We start from the raw sequence: 22,755 nt of genomic DNA, 5'->3' as shown, positions 1-22,755 counted from the left end.
AACACCTCCTCAACATCCGACCCCGACAAACCCTCAACTGGGCCACCCCAGCCGAACAACTCAACGAGTACCTCACTGCACTCACCACTTGACACCGCCCATACAGCTTGGAGCCCCGAAATCAGGCCGGTTGCAGCAGGGGCGGGTGTGACCAGTTACCCGTGCGAGCATCCGGGTCAGCAGGGTTTGGGCCGGCCGAGGTGTTTGCGGGCTCGCACCAGGGCCAGGATGCTCTGCACCACGCTGTCCCACTCGAACATCACGTCCTCCCAGGTGATGCGAAGCACCAGGTAGCCCAGTTCCACCAGACGCTTATCGCGGCGCCGGTCGTTGTGGTATCCGGATCGGCTGGCATGGTGCTCGCGGCTGTCGACCTCGAGCACGAGCCGGTCGCCGATCACGAAATCCACCCAGCCGACATCCTTGATCCGAACCTGCGGCCGCACCTTGATGTTCAGGCCCCGCAGGCGCAGTCGCACCAAGGTCTCGGTGCCCGACCCGCTGGCATCGAGCAGCCCGGCCAATCGAGAACCCAGCATCCGTTCGGCCTCCTCGAACCCGAGCTTGCCCATGCAGATCAGAGATTCGACCTGCGCCAGCAGCTGTTCGGGTGTCGCACACCATTTGGCCTGGCGTACCGCGATGTCGATCGGCACCACCGCCACCGGAGACTGACACCGGGTGAGCGCGCAACACCAGGTTCCGAGCCGCGCCGACTGCCTGTGCCAGCGAGTTCGATAGAGGTGGACCTCCTTTTCCAGCGGATGCCAGGCACCATGAAATGCCAGCGCCGAGGTGCATCCCAGTACACCTCCAGCACGAACCGCCTGAGCCACGATCGGGTCATGCCCGATCGACGTGGCGTACCAACCCCGGCGCAACCGGGTCAGTTCACCGACCCGCACCAAGCGTCGCAGGTCCGAATGAGTCAGCCCATTACCGAGTAGCACTTTCGTGCTCATCACATTCCCGGGGCGCAACGGCGCCGGGACCGTTTGAAGGAGTTCTCTCATACCCGAAACGGTGGGCAGCGAGCAGCGGGAATTCCCTGCCCTGCAAAATCTGGGGAGAACTCTTCGGGGCCGGCAACCGATGCCGGTGGAAAGCCGCTGCTGCAACCGGCCCGATCTCGGGCCACCAGCACCGCATGCAGCTTCGTGGCCCAGGATCAGGCGGTTTGCAGCAGGCGTTCCTTGATCCGCTCCATCAGCAGCGCGGCGGCCTGGGGCCGAGTCTGGGCGAGCCGCTGGGCGGTCATCACACCGAAGGAGAAGCCGGCGTACACCAGGTCATTACCCAACTCCTCGGCAATCGCCGTGCCGCGCTCGGCCAGGTCGCCGAAGCCGGCTTCCTTGGCGAAAGCGAAGCCCTCTTCGATGTGATCGACACCACAAAGAGTTGCACGGACAGCACGCCTTGGGAACACCAGATCTGCTGTAACCGGCCCGATCTCGCCCCGGCATCCACGCATACAGCTTGGAGCCCCGAAATCAGGTCGGTTGCAGCACGCAAGGGGCCAGCGGACAGGGTCCGGTTGCAGCAACAGTGGCACGAGCCGACTGACTCGGACCGTCACCCCCAAGTGCCGAGCGCGGCGGCCCCGGGGGGACCGCCGCGCTGTTGAACCGGGCTGAGAACAGACTCAGCGGCGCTGCTCGCGGTAGTACTTCACCAGCGACTGGGTGGAGGCATCCTGTCGCTCCAGAGCCTCGGTGTCACCGCCGACGGCCGGGGTGATCTGCTGAGCCAGCTTCTTGCCCAGCTCAACCCCCCACTGGTCGAAGGAGTCGATGCCCCACACGATGCCTTGCACGAAGGTGATGTGCTCGTACAGCGCGATCAGCGCACCCACGGTGCGCGGGTCCAGCTCGGCGGCCATGATCGAGGTGGTCGGCCGGTTACCCGGGAAGGTGCGGGCGCTGACGATCTCCTCGGCCACCCCGTCGGCACGCACCTCATCGGCGGTCTTGCCGAAGGCTAGCGCGGCGGTCTGGGCGAAGAAGTTCGCCAGGAACAGCTCGTGCACATCGGCTTCACCGTCACGAATCGGATGAGTCGGGTTGGCCACGGCGATGAAGTCGGCCGGCACCAGCCGGGTGCCCTGGTGGATCAACTGGTAGAAGGCGTGCTGACCGTTGGTGCCCGGTTCGCCCCAGAACACCTCACCGGTGTGAGTCACCACCGGGCTGCCGTCCCAGCGCACCGACTTGCCGTTCGACTCCATGGTGAGCTGCTGCAGGTAGGCCGGGAACCGGTGCAGGTACTGCGCATAGGGCAGCACCGCGTGGGTTTCGGCGCCGAAGAAGTTGACGTACCAGATGTTCAGCATGCCCATCAGCAGCGGCACGTTCTCGGCCAAATCAGCTTCGGCGAAGTGCTTGTCCATCTGATGGAAACCGTCGAGGAACTCGGCGAACCGCTCCGGGCCGAGGTACACCGCGAGCACGGTGCCGACGGCCGAGTCGACCGAGTACCGTCCGCCGACCCATTCCCAGAATCCGAAGGCATTGTCCGGGTCGATACCGAAGTCGGCGACCTTGTCCAGGGCGGTCGAGACCGCGACGAAGTGCTTCGAGATCGCCTCGCCCTCGTTGTCGTCGTTCACCACGCCGGCGTCGCGCAACTGGCGCAGCAGCCACTGGCGGGCCATCCGGGCGTTGGTCAGGGTCTCCAGGGTGGTGAAAGTCTTGGACGCCACCACGAACAGCGTGGTCGCCGGGTCGAGCCCGAAGGTCTTCTCGAACACATCGGTCGGGTCGATGTTGGAGATGAAGCGGCATTCCAACCCGAGCTGGCCGTAGGGCTTCAGCGCCTCGTACACCATCACCGGCCCCAGGTCGGAGCCACCGATCCCGATGTTGACCACCGTCTGGATCGGCCGCCCGGTGATACCGAGCCACTGCCCCGACCGCACCCGCTCGGCGAAGGCATAGATCTTGTCCAGTTCGGCGTGCACCTGGTCGACCACGTCGGTGCCCTCGACCTCGAGGCTGTCCCCGCGCGGACGACGCAGGGCGGTGTGCAGCACCGAGCGGTTCTCGGTGACGTTGATGCGGTCACCGCGGTACATCGCGTCGCGCATCTCGGGCACCCGCACCTCACGGGCCAGCTCGACCAGGGCCTCGACGATCTCGGTGTTGATCAGGTTCTTCGACAGGTCGACGTGCAGACCGGCCGCGGTATGGGTCAGGTCGGCAACCCGGTTCGGGTCGTCGGCGAACCATTGACGCAGATTCGGGACGAGCGCGGCCTTCAGTTCGGTCAAACGCGCCCATGCAGCAGTGGTGGTGGGATCAACGGGAGCAGCCATGGCCACATGCTAACCGCCCGGATTTCGCCCCGGTTCGCCGCGTCCCCGCCCCCGAGCCCGAGCCATCGCACAGGCCACCGGACGGGGCCCAACGGGCCCAATGCAAGACTTGGCCATCAGGAGGTGAGCCGATGAGTCACCCGGAACGCAGCGCCCGGGCCCGCTCCGAGGAGGAGACGATGCGCCCGCTGGCGGTCGGCTCCGAGTCGGAGTTTCGCGTGGATCTGGAGCGGCTGCGCTTCGCCCCGTCCTTCGCCCGGCTGGCCGAGGTGACCCAGGTGGTGACCTCGGGAGCCACCGGTGGCGTGGTGCACAACCGGATGACCCATTCGATCAAGGTCACCGCGGTGGCGCGGGCGATCGCGGTGCATCTGCTGCGCACCCAGGATCCGGAAGTGTTGGACTCGATGGGTGGGCTGCATCATGTGGTGGCCCAGGCCGCGGCGGTCGCCCACGACGTCGGCCACCCGCCCTTCGGCCACCTGGGTGAGCACATTCTCGACCGGCTCGGACGAGAACACTTCGGGCTGAGCGACGGGTACGAGGGCAATGCCCAGTCGTTCCGGCTGATCACCGAGTTGGAGGTGCACGGCCCCGGCACCGACGGGTTGAATCTGACTGCGGCGGTGCGGGCCTCGATCCTCAAATACCCCTGGGGACGGCAGGTCGTCCCGTCCCCGCATCCGAGCACCTGGCTGACGATGCCGCGCGGAGCAGGGCCCGGCGAGGCCGCCGGTTCGACCAAGTTCAACGCCTACCTGCCCGACCTGACCGAGCTGATCGAGGTGCGCGAGGCCTTCCCGATGGTGCCGGCAGGACGCCAGACCCTCGAGTGCGCGGTGATGGACCTGGCCGACGACATCGCCTACTCGCTGCACGACCTGGAGGACTTCCACCGCTCCGGGGTGCTGCAGTATTCGGCCACCAGCCGGGAGTTCCGACGCTGGTTGCACGAGCGCACCGAGTGGCGGCTGCTCAGCGAGGACGCCCTGGCCCAACGGGCCCGCACCCCCGGAGCCGGACTGGAAACCCTGCGGCGCAGACTGGCCGAGAAGGACGACTGGATCTTCACCGAGGAAGCGTTCATGGACGCGGTGGCGCGGATCGCCGACGAGTTCATCGAACCGGTGCTGGGTACGCCCTATGACGGGTCGATGCTGGCCGACCGGGCGATCTCGGGCTTCCTGTCGGTGTGGATCGACCACTTCATCGAATCGGTGCAGTTGGAGCCCGACCCGCATGTGCGATCGGCCTATGTGCACCTGGACACGATGGCCTGGCACGAGGTGCAGGTGCTGAAGTTCGTCCACCAATACTTCGTGCTGCATCGTCCCGACCTGGCGATGTATCAGCGCGGTCAGGCCACTTTGCTGCGTCAGGTGGTGCGGGCATTGGACGCCTGGCTGTCCGACCGGCACGACATCGACCGGGCCCCGCGACGGCTGGTCGACCTGGTGGCCACCGCCCAGGACGGGTACCGCAAGGTCGCCCGGGAATATCCCGAATGGCTGTCCGGGCAGACCTCGGAGACCGAACTCACCCGGATGGCTCGCGGCCGGGGGATCCTCGACTTCGTCTCGTCGCTGACCGATTCGCAGGTGTTCAGCTATGCCGGACGCCTCAGCGGCTCGGCCCAAGCCCTGTGGACCGGCGGCGGGGTCTGAGCTGACCGAGGGGTGAACCGGCAGCGGCTCACCCCTCGACACAGGATCAGTTCTTGGCCATGTCCAGTGCGGCCAGGTAGCTGAAGGCCATCGACGAGCCGATCGGGGTGCCACCACCGGGGTAGACCTTGCCCGAGGATGGTGCCATCGAGTTGCCGGCGGCGTACAGGCCGGGCATCACGTTGCCCTCGGTGTCGAGCACCCGGGCGTTCACATCGGTCTTCAATCCACCCTTGGTGCCGAGGTCGGAGATTCCGAACCGGGCGGCGTGGAAGGGCCCGTCGGTGATCGGCACCAGTGGCGACTTGCCCTCGCTGAAGGAGCGGTCGTAGGCCTCCCCGCCGCGGTCGAAGTCCTCGTCCTTCTCGTTGGCGGCGAACTGGTTGAACCGCTCCACCGTGGCCATCAGCTTGTCGGCCGGCACGCCGATCTTCTCGGCGAGCTCCTGCAGGGTGTCGGCGCTGTGCCACAGCCCGGCCTCGCGGTACGCCTCGGTGTCGACCATCGGCACGCTGGTGGAGTTGACCGGCGGACGTTCCCCGAAGCGGTTGTCCCAGATCATCCAGTACGGCAGCTTCATCTCACCGGCATCGACCTGCTCGATGATCTCGCGGCCGAGCTTGTCGTAGGCGGCCGATTCGTTGACGAACCGCTCGCCGTGGTTGTTGACGAAGATGCCGCCGGTGAACCACAGCGAGAAGGTGGACGAACCGTCCGGGTGGGTGAGGCCGGGCGACCACCAGGCCTGATCCATCAGTGCGGTGTCGGCACCCAGCTTCATCGCCGACTGCTGCACCAGCCCGAAGTTGCGCGGCGTACCCATCGAGTCGCGGGAATGACCGGGCACCCCGTGCTTGTCGCGGAGCTCCTGGTTCTGCTCGAAGCCGCCGGCGGCGACCAGCACACCCTTGTTGGCCTTGATCGCCTTGTCCTGGCCGTCGATGTTGATGATCACACCGACGATCCGGCCGTCCTCGGCGATCAGTTCGCGGCCCTCGGCATTGCGCCGCAACGTGGCGTTGGGTTCCTTGGACAGGTTGAGCACCAGCCGTCCGATCAGGGCCTGGCCGCCGATCATCATGTCGGGCCGGTCCTCACCGCGACGCTCGGCGGGCAGTGCCGATCGCACCTGGTCGCGCAGCTCACCCATCTCTTCGGCCGGGAAGTACATCGGCATCATGTGCCGTCCGCCCTTGTTGTGCGCGGTGGGCTGCTTGCCGAAGTAGTCGGGCCACGGGTAGATCAGGAACTCCATCAGCCCGTTGTCCTCGAGGTACTTCACCAGGGCCGGGCCGGCGGCCAGGTAGGCCTCCTGCAACTCGCGCGGGGAGTCGTCGCCGACGATGCCGTGGTAGTACTCGGCCGCCGCTTCGGGGGTGTCCTCGACCCCGGCCCGCTTCAGGGCTTGGTTGTTGGGCCACCACATGCCGCCGCCGCTGTAAGCAGTCGTGCCGCCGAACCGGTCGGTCGCCTCGGCGACCAGCACCTTCAGGCCCTCTCGGGCCGCGACCAGAGCGCCGGTCAGGGCGCCGCCTCCGGCACCGATCACGACGACGTCGTATTCCTCATCCCAAGTCTGCATGGGTTGAGCATGCCGCCGCGCAAAAATTGGCTCTGCGCCCATCCCACTGAAAGGAACGGCTACTGCCGAGTGGGGACGGGCGCAGGGCTCTGAGTCAGCGAACCGCCACGTGGACGTGGTTGCGGTGGTTGGCGTTGGCCGAGCCGCGGTCGCTCATCATCCGCCAGCCCTCGCCGGCGCGCTGCCGGGTCCAGATCTTCTGGTCGAAGATGATCTCGTCGATGTTGTAGGTGCTGGCGTTGGCGCGCAGCCAGTTGGCCATCGACCAACCCAGAGCGTTGCCCGACGAGGAGCTCCAGTTCGGGATCATCGCGTCGATCGCCCGGCCGCTGGGGTGCGCGGGGTACGGGTCGGGGCGCACGCCTCCGTAGGACGAGACGGACGGGTAGTTCGCGCAGATGGCGTTGTGCAGGGTGTGCGCGCGGCTGGTCAGCCCGGGAAGCTGGGTGCGGCAGGAGCCGGAGCCGCCGGTGGGTGCGGGGCCGTCGGTGCGTGCGGTGCGGGAGGAACCACCGGACTTCGACGAACCCGACCGGGAGGTTTCGGAGCCGGTGGCGGCCTGCTGTGCGGACGGCTCGGTGTCGGTGAGGTACTCACCGGAGACCCAGCGGGACTTGTTGTCGATGGTGACCTCGACCCAGCCGTCGTTCTTCCAGCCGGTGGTGGACACCTTGGCGCCCTCGGACAGCATCGAGACTTCCTTGCCCGTGGACGACGGGGTGGCACGAACCCGCAGGCTGGAGGTGGTCCACATCGTGCCGGGCTTGCCGGAGCTGGCGATCTTGGCGATCTTGCCGCCGTTCTTCAGAGCCTTCTGCTGGTCGGCGCTCAGGCCGGCCGGGGCGGTCAGGGCCGGACGGGCGGTGCTGCGGGTGGCGCGACCGAGGTCGCGGGAGGCAGCAGCCCCCAGATCGGAGAATTCCGTGTCAACAATCGCGGCCCGGAAGCTGTCGCCGGGGACGGCCATGATCGGCTCGCTGTCCATGGTGGGGAGGACGGCCATGGCGGCACCACCCCCCACAACGGTTGCGGCGGCCACCGCAGCGACTCCGACATTGAGCCGGGAGTGCAGTGCGGAGCGAAGTTCCTTCGCGGTCGCCAAGGAGCGGATCTTGGTGAGCCAGGTGGAGGCCAAGAGGGAAATCTCCTGCGTCGAGACCGAATCGTTACCGAAAGCGAGTGTAAGCGGGTCTCTGAGAAAAACTCAAACTAACCGCCCAGCGATCCTCGACCGCGCTCCCGGGGCGCCTAGTGCCCCTAGTGAAACCCCACTCGAAATCAATTCTGGCTCGCCGCATGGCATCACGGCCCGCCCTCACCCGGGAACTGGCCGATTGCGACGGTGTGCTCCCCCGGTTCACCGACACAAACTGCGCCGTGTCCCACAACTGCGCCGTGCCTCACAACAGCACCGTGCCCCACCACTGCATCGGCGCCCCGAATCAGGCCGAGCGTCACCGGCCCGGGTACCAAAACCCCGCACTCACCCACCCATTCGGCCCGATTCGGGTCAATTTCGGGAGGTGAGTGCGGGGTTTTGGTACCGCATCGCTCAGGATTTGGTCCCTTCCAAGCGCAGCAGCGCAGCCTTGGTGTCGGTTCCTCCTGCGTAGCCGGTGAGTTCGCCGGTGGCCGACACCACCCGGTGACAGGGCACGATGATCGAAATCGGGTTGGTACCGACCGCCCGGCCCACGGCCTGGGCTCCAAGCGGACTGCCGAGTTCGGCGGCCAGAGCGCCGTAGGTCGTGGTGTGCCCGCGGGGAATCCGGAGCAGGGCATCCCAGACCCGGTGTTGGAAAGGCGTCCCCCGTGGCGCGATCGGGAGGTCGAACTCCTCACGGGTGCCGGCCAGATACTCGCGCAGTTGTGCCGCGGCCCGTTGCAGTAGTGCGTCGTCGGCGGGCTCGCCGAGCCGTTCGGCCTTGGGGAAATAGGCCTGGTCGCGACGCCAGACCCCGGTGATGGCTTCACCGTCGGCGGCGATCACGTACTCACCGAGTTCGGTATCGATCACCAGGTGCCGTGGTGCTGTGCTGGTCATGGGGTCTCCTTCGAGCGTGTGGGCTGAGACTCTCGGTCGGTGAGGTGATGCCACAGGTGCAGTACCGCGTAGCTGCGCCAGGGCGCGGCCCGGACGAGCAGATCGTCCAGTTGTTGGTGATCGTCGGCCAGCCCGAGTGCGCGGGCCGAGGTGAGCAGTGCGGCATCGCGGGACGGCGCCAGGTCGATGGCACGCACTCCGCGCAGGAGGGCATAGTCGGCGGTCCACGGCCCGACCCCGGGGATGGCCAGCAGTGCTCGGCGCAGGTCCGGCAGCGGCAGGGCTTCGTCCGGGGTGTCGCTCAGGGCTGCCGCGAGTGCCCGGCGGCGGGTGGCCGGACCGCGGAACCAGAGATCGGCGCGGTCACCGGCGAGCGCGGGATCGACCGGCAACCGGGTGACCGACTCGGTGCACAGTTCGGGAGGCAGCAGCTCGGCGAGCGCATCGGTCGCCGCAATCATCAGATCTCGGGCCCGGGCGGTGCTGATCTGTTGGCCGACGATCGCCCACAGCAGCGCTTCGCTCAGCGACGGAGCCCCGGGGATGCGGATTCCCGGACGCTGTTCGATCAGTGGCGCCAACGCGGGCAGTGCCGTGGCCAAACCCTGGTCGATGCCGATCGGGTCGGCGTCGAGGTCGAGCATCCGTCGGGTCAGGGCCACCGCTGCGGGGTAGTCGCGCAGGTCGGCCAGGCGCACCCGGAGCTCGAGCGGACCTTCGTTCACACCCAGGTCGACCGACAGCACCGTCGGGCCGCCGGGCAGACGCACCGCGCGGGTCCACCGAGTGCCGTCGACCGCTTCGACTCCCGGAATGGCTCGCGCGGCGAAGAACCTCGCCAGGCCTGGGCCGTCGAAGGGGCGCCGTACCGACAGCCGTGCCCGCAGGAACGCACAGCCTTGTTGCGCGGTGCGGCCTTGTTGCGCGGTGCGGCGGGTTGAGCGCCCCCGGACGACCGAGGGGGCGTGGCCGTACATGGTGGTGAAGACATCGTGGAGTTGTCGCTCCGAACCGAAACCGGCCGCATAGGCCACCTCACCCAGGGGCAGGTCGGTGGCGGTGATCAGGTCATGGGCTCGCCGGGCACGTCGGACTCGGGCATGGGTGAGCGGCCCCGCCCCGGAGGCACCGACCAGGGCGCGGTGCAGGGTGCGTTCCGAGACCGCCAACCGGTTGGCGAGGGTGGCGACGTTGCCGGCCCCATCGAGCGCGCCGCCGTCGATGAGCCGCAAAGCCCGCTCGGTCAGCGAGGCGACGGGGTCGGCATCGGGTGAGCCCGGCGGAGCGGCCGGCCCGCAGCGTTTGCAGGCCCGGTACCCGGCTTCGAGGGCGGCGGCTGCCGAGTCGACGAACTCCACCGATCCTCTGGCCGGGGTGCGGGCCGGGCAGGAGGGTCGGCAGAAGATGCCGGTGGTGCGCACGCAGGTGAAGAAGACCCCGTCGAAGCGCGCATCGCGGGCGCGGATCGCCGCATAGCGCTGGTCGTCGGTGAGGGCCTTCATGCCTCCAGTGAACCTGTCGGACACAGCATTGACCAGCGGAAATCGGACAACGTGGCCCCCGGGATGACCGAAACCTCCCTGGTGCCGCTGGCACTGGAGGCGCCGACCGATCGCGGGGGTGTGCCGAGGCGGCCCTGCTGCAACCGGCCGTTTCTTGGCGCGCAAAACCATATGGCGGCTTTGCTGCCCGAAATCAGGCACATTGCAGCAGGGGCGGCGCGGCAAAACCCTGCAAGAGCGGCACGTGCCGGTTCAGAGCTGGTACTCGGCGACGGTTTCGTAGTGTGGCGGGCCGGCGTGGCCGAGTTGGGAATGCACCAGCTCGAAGGAATCGACGGTCCACGGGACACTTTCGTATTCGCCCAGGGCCTTCAACCAGCGGGTGGCCTCCACCGGAACCCGCCACCTGGCCAGGGTGAGGTGTGGCCGAAAGGTGGCGCCGTCAACCTTGACCCCGGCGCGGCCGACGGCGGTGCGGCAGCGCTGCGCCAGTTGGGCCAGCGGTTCGGCGCCGTCGTCGTCCACCCCGGCCCAGAGCACCTTGGCCCGGGTCGGATCGGGAAAGACCCCGGCCCCGCGCAGAGCCAACTCGAAGGGCCGGGTTCGTTGGGCCACTTCGGCCAGCCGGTCTTCGACCTCGATCAGGTCGCGTTCGGCGACCTTGCCCATGAAGGCCAGGGTCAGGTGCCAGTAGCGTTTCGAGATCCAGCGCGGCCCGTCGGCGACGAGTCGGCGCGGCTCGACGAACTCGTCGAGCTGGGTGAGTACCTCCTCCGGGGGAACGATCGAAACGAAGAGTCGCATCGAACGATGGTCGCTGGCGTGGTCACCGATTGCAACGAGGTATCCGCCGCGGATTCAGCCCGGAGTCGGTTGGTGTTCCCGGGCAGCCGGCAGCAGTCCGCCGGCCAACCGTTTCACAGCTTCAAGAAGTTCGGCCGGTGCGAGGTCGAGGTCGAGGGTGTGCGCGATGATCTGGATGCCGGCATGACGCACCACATACCGGCGGGCTTCCTCGTTGCCCTTGGCATAGACCAAGTGCCCCACCGGCAGGTCCAGCGCCGTGCAGTAGGCCAGCATCTGGTAGAGGTCGGCTTGCGGGAATCCACTGGGCCGCTCCGCCTTGTACTTCGCATCGGCGACGATCCGAACTCGTCCCTCCTGCTGCCAGACGAAGTCGGGTTGGATGGGCACCGACGCATCGACATCCAGGGAATCCAAGTACTGCAGGGCCGACCGCCCGCCACGGGGTTTGAGTGCTTCGCACAGCGCGACCGTTACGAAGTCTTCGAAGATCTTCGCCATGTTGATCAGGTATCCGCTCAGGAGCACTCCGCCCACGCGTTGCTCGAATGACCTGCCGGCGAGAATCAGATCGGCCAGTTCCAGAGCGGGCTGGTAACGCGTGTTGAGTCGGCTCGGGTGCCACTGCGGCAACAGATCTCCGCGCACCGGCGCGGTCACATCCGCCAACTGCACTCGCAGTCGCTGCAGCCCGGCGCGATGCGACCGACCCACTCGCGGAACATGCAGCAGTCGCTGCGCAGCGGCCAGCAGCAACTGGTTCTCGGCGATGTCCACGGTGTATTCGTCGTAACGCACCTCCAGCGGCAGGTTCCGACCCCACCGGCGCCGCAACTGATCAGCTTCACGGATGCGTCCGCGCAGCACGGGTAGGGAGTCGTCGATGGTTTGATAGCCCTTCAACAACCCCTGTTCCAGGGCGCGTTGGGCCATTCGGACGAAGGCCTGAGCCAACGCTTCGGGGAGTTCCGCAGCATCGTCGAGGTGCACCGAATCCGGGCGCCAGAACCCCGGCTTGAGGGCATACCCCATCAGAAAGACCAGCCTGCCGATGCCGATCTTCGGCTGGATCACGACCTGAAAGCCACCGGCGCTCACCACTCCGACACGGGTGGCCGGAGCAACCTCCCACCACCCCGGTCGCCCGGTTCGCGCCACTTCGAGCACCTTCGCGGCGGCCAAGGCCTCGGCCACCCGATCAGGCATCTCGACCAGGCGTGCTCCCCCGCCCTCACGCAGGATCAGCGGGCTGCTCACTCGAACCCTCCGCCGGCTCGGCCTGCAGGGTCACCCGGGCTCGGATCGCCGGCAGACCATAACGCCCGGCCACGTCGGTGCCGTCGCCGTAATGGTGTTCCTCCAACAGCGGCAGGATCGCGGTGCGCCACGTGCGTTCGAGGCCTCCGGGTTGATGGACGGCCGGGCGCATCAAGTAGGACGGGCCGATCTTGAAGTCCGAGTCCTCGATGCGTGAGTTGAGTTCATCGAGCAGGTCGGCGAGCGCAGGGTCCCGGTCGGTCGCTTGCAGCCACTTGCGCAACAGTTCGTCGGTCGGCGGCAACGAGGGATGCAACGCCACGAAGGAGAACCGGCGTCGCATCGCGGCATCCACCAAGGCGATGGAACGATCGGCGGTGTTCATGGTGCCGATCAGGAAGACATTGCGAGGCAGGGTGAAGCCGCTGTCCTCTTCGGTCGCGTACAACAGATCAACCGGTTCATCGCGATACTCGAGCAGGAAGTACAGCTCACCGAAGATCTTCGCCAGGTTGCCCCGGTTGATCTCGTCGATGATGAGCACGTGGGGAGTCGTCGGGTTCTCCCGGGCGGCATCGACCACTTGGCGCAGCGGACCGGGCCGCAACACGAAGCCTCCGTCGGCTTGGGGACGGTATCCCTCGAAGAAGTCCTCGTAGGAATAGCCGGGGTGAAACTGCACCAGCCGGACGTTGTCGCCGGCCAGGTGCCCGGCCAGTCTCTGGGCGATGTAGGTCTTACCGGTGCCCGGCGGACCGTAGAAGATCAACTGCGGCCGATCGCGCAGCAGTTCGATGCATTCGGCGAGCCACTCCTTCGGCACGTGGAGCGACTCGGCCAGTTCGTCGGTGGCCTCGGGCAGGACGACCTTGCGCTGCACGGGTTCGGGTGTGCTGGTCTCTTCGGAGCGTTCGAGCATCTCGGTGAGCAGTTCGAGTTGCTGCGTCATCTCGACCACCTCGGACTGCACCTGCAATCGCCCTTGGATCTCTCCATCCAGATCGGCGTGGTCATAGCCGTTGGGCGCCCAGTCGACTGCTCGGGTCAGACTCGACGGACCATCCGGCGAACGGTTGTATTCGGCTTCTCCAACCACCGTGCCGAGATACACCCTGCCCTGGCTGGTCGTGACGACGATGTCGTTGAGCTTCATCCGGGACAGAAACGCGTGGAATTCGTCGAGCTTGGCCGCTTTGCTCGCATAGGAGGTCTGCGAGTAGTCGTCGTCGACGATCTCCTTCAGTTCTGTCCGACCGATGCCGGCAGCAACCTCTCGCAACCGCGTGGCGCGCAGTGAGACGAAGCCATCAGCGAGCCATCCTGGAATGAGGTCCTGCCCGTCGACCGAGGCACCCCGAACCAACCAGCCTCGACGCGTCGGGCTGACGAGGACACCCTTCTCTTCCAAGAAAGCACGCAGGTCTTCAGTGCGTACGTGCTGTGCTTCATCGGCGGCCCCGGATTCATCGAACTCGACGCCCTCGGCTTCCAGTGCCTCGCGCTGGGTTCCCGTACGGCCATCGGCCCACGTGAAGTCCGGTGAGGGAACCCCACCCTTGCTCAGGATTCGATAGGCATTCTCGACATCGTCCCGGCCGGCGAAGTTCCCCACCGTTTGGGCATTGACCGAGGCGAGTTGAGCCAACTCGCCGTAGGTGGTCCAGGTGCCGGGTTCGATGATGTCGATCGCCGCGCGGAGCACTCTGGCGTAGTTGGGTTCCGCATTGTGTTTCTGCTGTTTCTGCCGGGCTTGCCGGTATCCACGAGCGGCCAACGCATCGAGGCCCACCCCATCCGGATGATCCTGCAAGGCCTGGCGGCCAGCCTCGGTGATGGCCCAGAGCCCCTTCGATTTGGTCATCCAACCGGCAACCCTCATGTCCGTCGAGCCAAAAGAGAGGTTGACCTGCCAACGCGTCTGCTCGCCGTCTTCACTGACGCGTTCCAGTTCGTAGGCCGTGAGTTCATCGCGGAGGCGCTGACCGACCCGCTCCATCGCCTCACGCCCGCGTATCGGTTCGTCGGCTTCCTCCAGCACCTCCAACAGTTCCCGGAGCAGGAGCCAGCGTCGCACTGGTTGATTACTCAACTTGGGCCTCCCTCATTGTTAATCCATCCGACCGAAGGACAACACGGTCAACGCCGGAGCACCGGCGGAATCGGACGCGTCGAGATCGACCTCGGCATGAATCGACCAGTCGCGGTTGCCTTCCGGGTCGTCGATCACTTGCCGCACGTTCCAGCCGCGTCCGGCCTTGTCCCAGGGCGTGACCAGGAAGAACGCGGGCCCGCGGGCGTCGGCGCCGAGGCCGATGTCGTCGTGTTCGTCCCAGTAGGCGCCGAGGGCGTCGTCCCAGGCCTCGGGGGTCATCACGACGTCCCCGGGCGGGTCGGTGCGGTCGGCGGTTTCGATCTCGAGCCGACCCAGGTCGGCCCAGCGATCGTCGGCGATCAATTGCACCCGGTGCCACATCGCGTTGCGGATCATGGTGGTGAACGTCCGCTCATGGGCGGTGATCGGACGCGGCGGCGGGGGCGGTTTACCGGCGGCGAAGTCCTCGGCCCGGGCGGCGACGAGCTCGGGATCGGTCAGCGCCTCCCACTCGTCGAGCAGCGACGAGTCGGTCTGCCGGACGGTCTCGCCCAACCATTCGACGATGTCGTCGAACTCGGGTGTGCGCCGCGATTCGGGCACGGTCTGCCGCAGCGCCCGGTAGGCATCCGACAAATACCGCAGCACCAACCCTTCCGAGCGCTGCACCTCGTAGCGGCTGATCAGGTCGGTGAACCCCATCCCCTGCTCGTACATCTCGCGTACCACCGACTTCGGCGACAACTCGGCCTCGGCCACCCAGGGGTGCGTCGTGGCGAAGACCTCGAGCATCGGTTCGAGCAGTTCTTCCAAGGGCTTGGGCCAGGAGATCTCGTCGACGATCGCCATGCGTTCGGTGTAGTCGACGCCGTCGGCCTTCAGCTCCGCGATCGCCTCACCACGGGCCTTGCGCTGCTGGGCGAACAGGATCGGGTTCGGGTTGTCCAGAATCGCCTCGATCACCGACACCAGATCCAGCGCGTAGTCCGGCGACTCGGCGTCCAACAGATCGAAGGCCGCCAGGGCGAACGGCGACAACGGCTGGTTCAGCGCGAAATCGTCCTGCAGTGCCTCGGCGAGCATCACGGTGCGTCCGTCGGCGTCGGGCTCGGGCAGCCGCACCAGCACCCCCGATTCCAACAGTCCGCGGGCCAAGGAAACAGTCCGCTTGACCAAGCGGCGTTTGCCGGCGCGTTCCTCGTGATTGTCCAGCACCAGCGAGCGCAGGTTGTCGAACGGATTACCGGGACGCTCGATCACATTGAGGATCATCGAGTGGGTCATCCGCATCCGCGACACCAGCGGTTCGGGATCGGCCGCGACCAGCTTGTCGAAGGTCTCCTCGGTCCAGGACACGAACCCATCGGGCGGTTTCTTGCGTTGCACCTTGCGGCGTTTGGCTGGGTCGTCGCCGGCCTTGGCCAGCGCCCTTTCGTTCTCGATCACGTGTTCGGGGGCTTGGACGACCACGGTGCCGGCCGAGTCGAAACCGGCCCGCCCGGCTCGTCCGGCGATTTGGTGGAACTCCCGAGCCCGGATGATCCGGTTGCGCGAGCCGTCGAACTTCGCCAACCCGGTGAACACCACGGTGCGGATCGGCACGTTGATGCCCACCCCGAGGGTGTCGGTGCCGCAGATCACCTTCAGCAATCCGGCCTGGGCGAGTTGTTCGACCAGCCGCCGATACCGCGGCAGCATGCCGGCGTGGTGCACGCCGATGCCGTTGCGCACCAGTTTCGACAGGGTTCGTCCGAAGCCCGCGGTGAACCGGAAGGCCCCGATCTCGTCGGCGATCGCCTGCCGCTCGTCCTTGCCGACCAGTTTGCTGCTGAGCAGTGACTTGGCCCGCTCGAGGGCGGCCGCCTGGGTGAAATGGACGACATAGGCCGGCACCTGGCGGGTGCTGACCAGTTCGTCCAACAACTCGTGCAGGGGGTCGAGACTCCATTGGAAGGTGAGCGGGACGGGACGTTCGGCGTCGCTGACGTGGGCGGTCTCGCGTCCGGTGCGGGCGGTGAGGTCGGTGATGAACCGGTCGACGTTGCCCAGAGTCGCCGACATCAGGACGAACTGCGCCTGCGGCAGGGTCAGCAACGGCACCTGCCAGGCCCACCCCCGCTCGGGTTCGGCGTAGTAGTGGAACTCATCCATCACCACCTGCCCGATGTCGGCGGCCGAGCCCTCGCGCAGGGCCAGGTTGGCGAGCACCTCGGCGGTGCAGCAGATCACCGGGGCATCGGGGTTCACCGAGGCATCCCCGGTGAGCATGCCGACGTTCTCGGCTCCGAAGACCGAGCACAGGGCGAAGAACTTCTCCGACACCAGGGCCTTGATCGGGGCGGTGTAGAAGGTGACCCGGTTCTCGGCCAGGGCGGCGAAGTGTGCCGCCAAAGCGATCATCGACTTGCCCGAACCGGTCGGGGTCGCCACGATCACGTTGTTGCCGGTGAACAGCTCGATCGCGGCCTCGTCCTGGTGCGGATAGAGGGTGATGCCCTCCCCGGCGACCCACCCGGTGAACGCCTCGTACAGGCTGTCGGGGTCGGGACGGGCGGGAATCGCGTCGAGCAGGCTCATGGTGCGAACCATCCTTCCATGCCCCTCCGACAGTTCCGTCCGGCCCCGGAGAAGGCTCTCTGCGGCTTTGGGATCGGCTTGGTTGCTGGGCTACGGTCGTTGCCATGAGCGAGTCCCAGCCCTCCAAGACCTCATCCACCCAGCTTCCCTGGGTGCTGGTTGCCGTCCTCGGTGTGGCCGTGGTCGTGCTGGCCCTGATGTTGGTGAGCTTCAACCGCAACAACCCCGGTACCGCCGAACCGGCGCCCGCGGGCCAGGAAGAGCCCCAGCAACAGCAACCTCAGCAGCCCGATGAACAAGGCCAACCCCAGCAGCCGGAGGGTCAGCAACAGGCCCCGTCCGACCCCGGCACGATGGATCCGGAGCTGAAGAAGCTGTTGGAGTCGCTCCCCCGCCGCGAGGCCGATGATTACACCGCCAAGGGTGACGTGGACGCGCCGGTGGTGCTGATCGAGTGGGCCGACTACCGCTGCCCCTACTGCGCGGTCTGGTCGGTGGACACCGCCCCGCAGTTGCAGAAGTACGTGGACGACGGGACGCTGCGCATCGAGTTCCGCGATCTGCCGATCTTCGGCCCCGACTCCGAGCGCGCGGCCGTCGCGGCCCGCGCTGCCGGTGAGCAGGGCAAGTTCTGGGAGTTCCACGAGGCCCTCTTCGCCGAGGCTCCCCGCAATGGTCATGCCGACGTCAGCGATGAGGATGTGCGCCGGATCGCCGAGAAGGTCGGGGTGGCCGACATGAAGAAGTTCGACGCCGACCGCAACTCCGACAAGATCAAGCAGGCCGTGACCGCCGACGCGACCCAGGCCCGCAGCCTGGGCATCGGCGGAACCCCCTTCTTCGTCATCAACTACCAGGTGATCAACGGGGCCCAACCGGCCGAGAACTTCATCAAGGCCATCGAAGACGCCAAGCGCGGCTGAGGGCGGTTCGATGTTCGACATCGGTTACGCCGGAGCCTTTCTGGGCGGCATCGCCATGCTGCTCAGTCCCTGTGCCGCACTGCTGTTGCCGGCCTTCTTCGCCTACGCCTTCACCGGGTCACGACAGTTGCTGGGCCGCACCGGCATCTTTCTGCTCGGTCTGCTGACCGCCCTGGTGCCGTTGGGGGTCGCCGCCTCGACCCTGGGAGCCTTCTTCACCGAACACCGGCCCACCCTGGTGCTGGTGTTGTCGCTGATCGTGATCGGCTTCGGCATTCTGCAGATCCTCGGTGTGCCGCTGCCGATGCCCAAGATCGGCACCGGTAACCGGGATGCGAAGTCGGGTCTGGCGGTCTACCTGCTCGGTATCTCCTACGGCCTGGCCGGAGCCTGCTCGGGCCCGATTCTGGGATCGGTGCTGGCCGTGGCCGCCTTCGGTGGCGACCCGGTGTACGGCGGGGTGCTGCTGGCCTTCATGGGGCTGGGCATGGTGGTGCCGCTGTTCATCCTGGCGCTGCTGTGGACCCGCTTCGATCTGGGTTCGAAGGGCTGGCTGAAGCCCCGTCCGCTGCAGTTCGGGCCGATCAGGACCACCGTCGTGCAGGTCGTCAGCGGTGCGATCTTCATCGCGTTGGGTGTGCTGATGCTGCTCACCGAGGGCACCGCCGGTCTGCCCGGGGTGCTGGACGCCCGCGCCCAGCAGAGTTTCGAACTGTGGGTGCGCGATCTGGCGGCCGGGATTCCCGACTACGTCTTCCTACTGGTGCTGGCCGCGGTGGCCGGCCTGGTGGTGTGGCTGATGCTGCGGATGCAGAACCGCCGCACCGCCAAGGCCGAGTCCACCGATGAGGCGGCCACCGAACGTCCCGTCGAGAAGCAGGCTTCGGTGGACGACCGCCGTCGCGACTGAGCCCGATTCAGGAGTAGACGAGGCCGCCGGTCATACCGCCGTCGACGACGTACTGCGAACCGGTGATGTAGGTCGATTCGTCACTGGCCAGGAACAGCACCACATTGGTGACGTCGGCGGCGGTGGCGTAGCGCTTCAGCGGAATCCGGCTCATCACGCCGGCCTCGGACGAGGTGTCCAGGTTCTCCTCGCCGCGTCCGGTCATCATCGTCGCCACAGCACCCGGGTGTACCGAGTTGACCCGCACCCCGCGCGGCCCGAACTCATGGGCGGCGCATTCGGTGATGCCGGTAACACCGAACTTGCTGGCCGTATAACACGACGTGCCGGCCGAACCCTGCAGCCCGCTGACCGACGAGATGTTGACGATCGAGCCGCCCTCGCTGATCACCTTGCCGACGGTCTTGAGGCCGATCCATTCGCCCACCAGGTTGACCTCCAGCACGCGACGGAAGTCCTCGACCGGCATGTCCACGATCGGCCCGAAGTTCAGGATGCCGGCGTTGTTGACCAGAATGTCGATTCGTCCGAAGGCCTCGATGGTGGCGTCCACAACCTGCTGCCATTCCGGTTCGGATGTCACATCGTGACGGTGGAAGCGGGCCTTGTCGCCGAGCTCTTCGGCCAGCGCGGCACCCTCGTCGTCCAGAATGTCGGTGAACATCACCCGGGCACCCTCGGCGATGAACCGCCGCACATGTGAGGCACCCATGCCGCGTGCACCGCCGGTGACCAATGCCACCTTGTCGTCCAACCTGCCCACTGTTGCCTCCTTTGTCGATGTCGGTCGGACACTACCGGCGCGAACCCGACCGACGCGGAGAGATTCCCACCGTCCGGGGTTACCGGCAGTCGCATAGGTTGTGGGCGTGCTTCATCGTCGCTTGCTCAATGTCGCCGGCTGGGTGACCGCCACCGCCGCCGTGGCCACCGCCGCGGTCGCCGGGTTCACCGCGTGGAGTATCAGTGCGGTGCGCCGTCCTTGGCCGCCCTACACCTTCACCCCCTTCGAGATCGGTGCCGAGGCCTCCGAGGTGGAGTTCACCGCCGAGGACGGGGTGCGCCTGCGCGGCTGGTGGTTCGACCGGGATTCCGATTCGGTGGTGATCTGCTGTCACGGCCATCGCGGCAACAAGGCCGACATGCTCGGGATCGGCCCCGGGCTGTGGCGGGCCGGGCACAACGTGCTGCTCTTCGACTTCCGTGGTTCGGGCGACTCCGAGGGCTCGCACCTGTCGATGGCCCTGCACGAGCAGCGAGATCTGCGGGCGGCGATCGATCTGGCCCAACAGCGCCGTCCGGACGCGCGGATTTCGGTGGTCGGATTCTCGATGGGCGCCTCCACCGCGATCCTCACCGCGGCCGACGACCAGCGGATCGAACGGCTGGTGCTCGACTCGCCCTTCGCCACCATGCAGGACGTGATCGCGACCGGGCTGCGCCGCTACCGAATCCCCGGGACGGTGGTGCCGGCCGCCGATGCGGTGAACCGGGTGCGCTACGGCTACCGCTTCGCCCAAGTGCGCCCGATCGATGTCATCGACCGGATCGCGCCGCGTCCGATGCTGGTGCTGCACGGCACCGACGATCACGTGATTCCCTACCGGCACGCCGAAATGCTGGTCGAGGCCGCCGGACCCGGGGCGGCCGAGTTGGTCACCTTCGAAGGGGTTGACCATTGCGGTGGCTACTTCACCGACCGCCCGGGCTATATCGCGATGGTGGACGAGTTCCTGCGCCGCTGACCCGGCCGATTGCCGTAGCGGCCGAGCGGTTGCGAACGGGGTTGCTACAAGCCGAGCAGCGTGCGGGCGATCAGGAAGTAGATCACCAGACCGGAGGCGTCCAGCAGGGTGGAGATGAAGGGGTTGGAGAACACCGCCGGGTCGGCGCGCAGGGTGCGGGCCACCAGCGGAATCACGCCACCGGCGACCGCGGCCAGGGTGCACACCACCAACAGGGTCAGCCCGATCACCTCACCGATCTCGACACCGTAAACCAGCGAGATCAGCGCAAAAGCAATCCCGCCCAGAACCGCCCCCAAACTGAGCCCGATCGCGAACTCCCGGGCGACGATCCGCAGCACATCACGGGGCTCGACATCACCCACCGCCAACGCTCGGGTGACGGTGGTCGCGGCCTGATTACCGGTGTTGCCACCGGTGCCGATCAGCAACGGGATGAACACCGACAGCACCACCATCTGACCCAGCGTCGATTCGAACTGTTCCAGCACCTGCACGGTCAGGGTCGCCCCGACCGCCAGCACCAGCAGCCACACCACCCGCGACCGGACGATCCGCCACAGCGGGGTGGCCAGGTAGGGCGAACGCAGCGGCTCGGAGCCACCCTGGCGGGCCTGGTCCTCCTCGGCCGCGTCCTCGAGCACGGTCAGCGCATCGTCGACGGTGAAGATGCCGACCAGTCGTTCCTCCGAGTCGACCACCGGCAGGGCGAGTCGCTTGAGGTTCGCGGTGCGCCGGGCGACCGCCTCGACGTCCTCGGTGGCAAAGGCCAGATCGGCCCGCCGGGCCAGGTCACCCACGATCTCGGTCGGGTCGGCACCGAGCAGGTCGCGCAGACTGACCACCCCGACCACCCGGCGACCGCCGGCAATCACCGGCAGGGTGTAGACGGTTTCGGCCTCGCGCATCCGCTCGCGCACCCGCTGCATCGATTCGCCCACCAGGCTGTCGGCCGGCAGGGCGATCACCTCGGGGCTCATCCGGCGTCCGACCGAACGTTCGGGGTAGCCGAGGACGACCGCGGTCAGGTCACGTTCGGCCGGATCGAGGTTGTGCAGCAGTCGGCGGGCGACCTTGGCGGGCAACTCGTCCAGCAGTGAGGCCCGGTCGTCGGGGTCGAGTTCGTCGAACACCGAGGTGACCTCGTGGTCGGCGAGTTCGCCCACCAGGTCGGCCTGGGCGGTGGGGTTCATCGCCTCGAAAACCCGCAGCGCACGGTCCTTGGCCAACAGCCGGAACAACACCGCCTGCTGGGCGATCGGTTGGCGCGACAACCAGGTCACCAGCTTCGAGGTGCGAATGTCGGCGGCGAGCCGAGCAGCTTCGGGCAGATCGCGGCGTTCCAGAGCCTGGTCGAGTTCGCGGCTCATCGCCACGTCGATTTCGCTACTCATTGCAGATGGTTCGGCAGCCGGTTACCGGGCGCCGCGGCTCGGATCATGATCAGTTCCCGGGCGTGTTCGGCCAGCCGGTGGTCCTCGTCCGACATCGGCTGCCAGGGTTCCACCGGGGTGGCCTTCCCGTCCTCGTCACGGGTCACCATCACCGTCAGGCAGTAGGTGGTTTGGTGCATCTCGCGGCTCTCGGGGCGTCCCGAACGGACGTGTACCGCGATGTGCATGCCCTTGCTTCCGGTGTAGATCAGCCGGGCCTCGACCTCGACCAGATCACCGATCAGCAGTGGCCGTTCGAACCGGATGCCGCCGCTGAACACCGCGACCGTGGGGCGTCCGCAATAGCGGGTGGCGCACAGTGAGGCGGCGTCGTCGATCCACCGCATCACGCTGCCGCCGTGCACCTTGCCACCCCAGTTGACGTCGGTGGGTGCGGCCAGGAACCGCAGCACGACCCGTTCGGCGGTGCCCTCGTCGGTGTAGGTCTGCCGGCCCATCGCCTCGACGATCTGTTCGCGCACCTGCACGCGGGCCAGGGCGTAGTCCTGCCAGAGTCGTTCGGTTTCGTTGCGGGCGACGAACTTCGGCACCGGGACGGGACGGCCATCGGCGCCGGTGGCGACGAAGATCACCAGGCATTCGCTGCGCATGCTGATTTCGTCGGTGCGCGGGTCACCGGCCGAGACCACGGTGCGGATGTGCATCGAGGTGCGTCCGGTGTGGATGATCGTGGCGGTCACCTCGACCATCTCGCCGACCTGTACCGGGCTGGCGAAGTGGATATTGCCGACGTACACCGTGACGCAGTAGGCCTGCGCCCAGCCGACCGCCGCGGCATAGGCGGCCTTGTCGACCCATTCCAGGACGCGTCCGGCGTCGACCGAGCCGGTACGTCCCTCATCGGTGGGGGCGGCCAGAAACCGCAGCGTCGTCGAACCGGGTCGGCTCATC

Annotated in this window: 18 protein-coding genes; 4 read left to right on the top strand and 14 right to left on the bottom strand. The window is 67.0% G+C overall.

Annotation, left to right across the window (positions count from 1 at the left end):
- Positions 1-176 precede the first annotated feature (176 nt).
- The 3 genes from ACR4XW_RS15560 to pgi all read right to left on the bottom strand — a co-directional run bounded on the left by ACR4XW_RS15560 (position 177) and on the right by pgi (position 3,310).
- Positions 177-962 (bottom strand): DUF559 domain-containing protein, encoded by a 786-nt coding sequence (locus tag ACR4XW_RS15560; RefSeq protein ID WP_434761492.1) that lies wholly within the window; start codon positions 960-962, stop codon positions 177-179.
- Between the two features lie 206 nt (positions 963-1,168).
- Positions 1,169-1,426: a hypothetical protein gene (locus tag ACR4XW_RS15555; protein ID WP_434761491.1), complete on the bottom strand. Its 258-nt coding sequence runs from the start codon at positions 1,424-1,426 to the stop codon at positions 1,169-1,171.
- A gap of 216 nt (positions 1,427-1,642) precedes the next feature.
- Positions 1,643-3,310, bottom strand: a complete 1,668-nt coding sequence (pgi, locus tag ACR4XW_RS15550; RefSeq protein WP_434761490.1) for a glucose-6-phosphate isomerase — start codon at positions 3,308-3,310, stop codon at positions 1,643-1,645.
- Between the two features lie 131 nt (positions 3,311-3,441).
- Between pgi and dgt the strand changes: the two genes are divergently transcribed.
- Positions 3,442-4,974, top strand: a complete 1,533-nt coding sequence (dgt, locus tag ACR4XW_RS15545; protein ID WP_434761489.1) for a dGTP triphosphohydrolase — start codon at positions 3,442-3,444, stop codon at positions 4,972-4,974.
- Positions 4,975-5,020: 46 nt separating this feature from the next.
- On the opposite strand, the gene ACR4XW_RS15540 is transcribed toward dgt, so the two are convergent.
- The 8 genes from ACR4XW_RS15540 to ACR4XW_RS15505 all read right to left on the bottom strand — a co-directional run bounded on the left by ACR4XW_RS15540 (position 5,021) and on the right by ACR4XW_RS15505 (position 16,844).
- Positions 5,021-6,556, bottom strand: coding sequence for an FAD-binding protein (locus tag ACR4XW_RS15540; RefSeq protein ID WP_434761488.1), 1,536 nt, complete (start codon positions 6,554-6,556; stop codon positions 5,021-5,023).
- 94 nt (positions 6,557-6,650) lie between these two features.
- A complete protein-coding gene (locus tag ACR4XW_RS15535; RefSeq protein WP_434761487.1) occupies positions 6,651-7,691 on the bottom strand; it encodes an SH3 domain-containing protein in 1,041 nt (346 codons plus the stop codon).
- 417 nt (positions 7,692-8,108) lie between these two features.
- Positions 8,109-8,600, bottom strand: coding sequence for a methylated-DNA--[protein]-cysteine S-methyltransferase (locus ACR4XW_RS15530; RefSeq protein WP_434761486.1), 492 nt, complete (start codon positions 8,598-8,600; stop codon positions 8,109-8,111).
- On the bottom strand, positions 8,597-10,102 hold the full coding sequence (locus ACR4XW_RS15525; RefSeq protein WP_434761485.1) for a DNA-3-methyladenine glycosylase 2 family protein: 1,506 nt from the start codon (positions 10,100-10,102) through the stop codon (positions 8,597-8,599). The genes ACR4XW_RS15530 and ACR4XW_RS15525 overlap by 4 nt, the downstream gene beginning before the upstream one ends.
- Positions 10,103-10,354: 252 nt before the next feature.
- A complete protein-coding gene (gene thpR, locus ACR4XW_RS15520) occupies positions 10,355-10,906 on the bottom strand; it encodes an RNA 2',3'-cyclic phosphodiesterase (RefSeq protein ID WP_434761484.1) in 552 nt (183 codons plus the stop codon).
- Between the two features lie 54 nt (positions 10,907-10,960).
- Complete coding sequence (locus ACR4XW_RS15515; RefSeq protein WP_434761483.1) at positions 10,961-12,163, bottom strand: McrC family protein; 1,203 nt, start codon at positions 12,161-12,163, stop codon at positions 10,961-10,963.
- Positions 12,138-14,252, bottom strand: coding sequence for an AAA family ATPase (locus ACR4XW_RS15510; protein ID WP_434761482.1), 2,115 nt, complete (start codon positions 14,250-14,252; stop codon positions 12,138-12,140). Before ACR4XW_RS15510 ends, ACR4XW_RS15515 begins: the two co-directional genes overlap by 26 nt.
- An 18-nt stretch (positions 14,253-14,270) precedes the next feature.
- Positions 14,271-16,844: a DEAD/DEAH box helicase gene (locus ACR4XW_RS15505; protein WP_434761481.1), complete on the bottom strand. Its 2,574-nt coding sequence runs from the start codon at positions 16,842-16,844 to the stop codon at positions 14,271-14,273.
- 92 nt (positions 16,845-16,936) lie between these two features.
- Between ACR4XW_RS15505 and ACR4XW_RS15500 the strand changes: the two genes are divergently transcribed.
- On the top strand, positions 16,937-17,755 hold the full coding sequence (locus tag ACR4XW_RS15500; RefSeq protein ID WP_434761480.1) for a DsbA family protein: 819 nt from the start codon (positions 16,937-16,939) through the stop codon (positions 17,753-17,755).
- Between the two features lie 10 nt (positions 17,756-17,765).
- Complete coding sequence (locus ACR4XW_RS15495) at positions 17,766-18,665, top strand: cytochrome c biogenesis CcdA family protein (protein WP_434761479.1); 900 nt, start codon at positions 17,766-17,768, stop codon at positions 18,663-18,665.
- A gap of 7 nt (positions 18,666-18,672) precedes the next feature.
- On the opposite strand, the gene ACR4XW_RS15490 is transcribed toward ACR4XW_RS15495, so the two are convergent.
- Positions 18,673-19,428 (bottom strand): glucose 1-dehydrogenase, encoded by a 756-nt coding sequence (locus ACR4XW_RS15490; RefSeq protein ID WP_434761478.1) that lies wholly within the window; start codon positions 19,426-19,428, stop codon positions 18,673-18,675.
- 106 nt (positions 19,429-19,534) lie between these two features.
- On the opposite strand from ACR4XW_RS15490, the gene ACR4XW_RS15485 reads away from it, so the two are divergent.
- A complete protein-coding gene (locus tag ACR4XW_RS15485) occupies positions 19,535-20,410 on the top strand; it encodes an alpha/beta hydrolase (protein ID WP_434761477.1) in 876 nt (291 codons plus the stop codon).
- A gap of 44 nt (positions 20,411-20,454) precedes the next feature.
- Here the strand turns inward: ACR4XW_RS15485 and mgtE are convergent, their stop codons facing one another.
- Both mgtE and ACR4XW_RS15475 read right to left on the bottom strand, forming a co-directional pair.
- Positions 20,455-21,804 (bottom strand): magnesium transporter, encoded by a 1,350-nt coding sequence (mgtE, locus tag ACR4XW_RS15480; protein ID WP_434761476.1) that lies wholly within the window; start codon positions 21,802-21,804, stop codon positions 20,455-20,457.
- A complete protein-coding gene (locus tag ACR4XW_RS15475) occupies positions 21,801-22,754 on the bottom strand; it encodes an acyl-CoA thioesterase (protein WP_434761475.1) in 954 nt (317 codons plus the stop codon). The genes mgtE and ACR4XW_RS15475 overlap by 4 nt, the downstream gene beginning before the upstream one ends.
- Position 22,755: the final 1 nt, after the last annotated feature.

The organism is Pseudenemella bisphenolivorans (assembly GCF_051133435.1).
In the GTDB taxonomy this organism is placed as follows: Bacteria; Actinomycetota; Actinomycetes; order Propionibacteriales; family Propionibacteriaceae; genus JAAYAO01.
Note: the sequence above shows the minus strand (reverse complement) of the source record. Positions and strands in the feature narration are given on the sequence as shown.

Coding starts and splice junctions, on each gene's coding strand:
- ACR4XW_RS15475 (WP_434761475.1), bottom strand. CDS start 22,754: ATGAGCCGACCCGGTTCGACGACGCTGCGGTTTCTGGCCGCCCCCACC.
- mgtE (WP_434761476.1), bottom strand. CDS start 21,804: ATGAGTAGCGAAATCGACGTGGCGATGAGCCGCGAACTCGACCAGGCT.
- ACR4XW_RS15530 (WP_434761486.1), bottom strand. CDS start 8,600: ATGACCAGCACAGCACCACGGCACCTGGTGATCGATACCGAACTCGGT.
- ACR4XW_RS15540 (WP_434761488.1), bottom strand. CDS start 6,556: ATGCAGACTTGGGATGAGGAATACGACGTCGTCGTGATCGGTGCCGGA.
- ACR4XW_RS15500 (WP_434761480.1), top strand. CDS start 16,937: ATGAGCGAGTCCCAGCCCTCCAAGACCTCATCCACCCAGCTTCCCTGG.
- ACR4XW_RS15560 (WP_434761492.1), bottom strand. CDS start 962: ATGAGCACGAAAGTGCTACTCGGTAATGGGCTGACTCATTCGGACCTG.
- dgt (WP_434761489.1), top strand. CDS start 3,442: ATGAGTCACCCGGAACGCAGCGCCCGGGCCCGCTCCGAGGAGGAGACG.
- ACR4XW_RS15525 (WP_434761485.1), bottom strand. CDS start 10,102: ATGAAGGCCCTCACCGACGACCAGCGCTATGCGGCGATCCGCGCCCGC.
- ACR4XW_RS15505 (WP_434761481.1), bottom strand. CDS start 16,844: ATGGTTCGCACCATGAGCCTGCTCGACGCGATTCCCGCCCGTCCCGAC.
- thpR (WP_434761484.1), bottom strand. CDS start 10,906: ATGCGACTCTTCGTTTCGATCGTTCCCCCGGAGGAGGTACTCACCCAG.
- pgi (WP_434761490.1), bottom strand. CDS start 3,310: ATGGCTGCTCCCGTTGATCCCACCACCACTGCTGCATGGGCGCGTTTG.
- ACR4XW_RS15495 (WP_434761479.1), top strand. CDS start 17,766: ATGTTCGACATCGGTTACGCCGGAGCCTTTCTGGGCGGCATCGCCATG.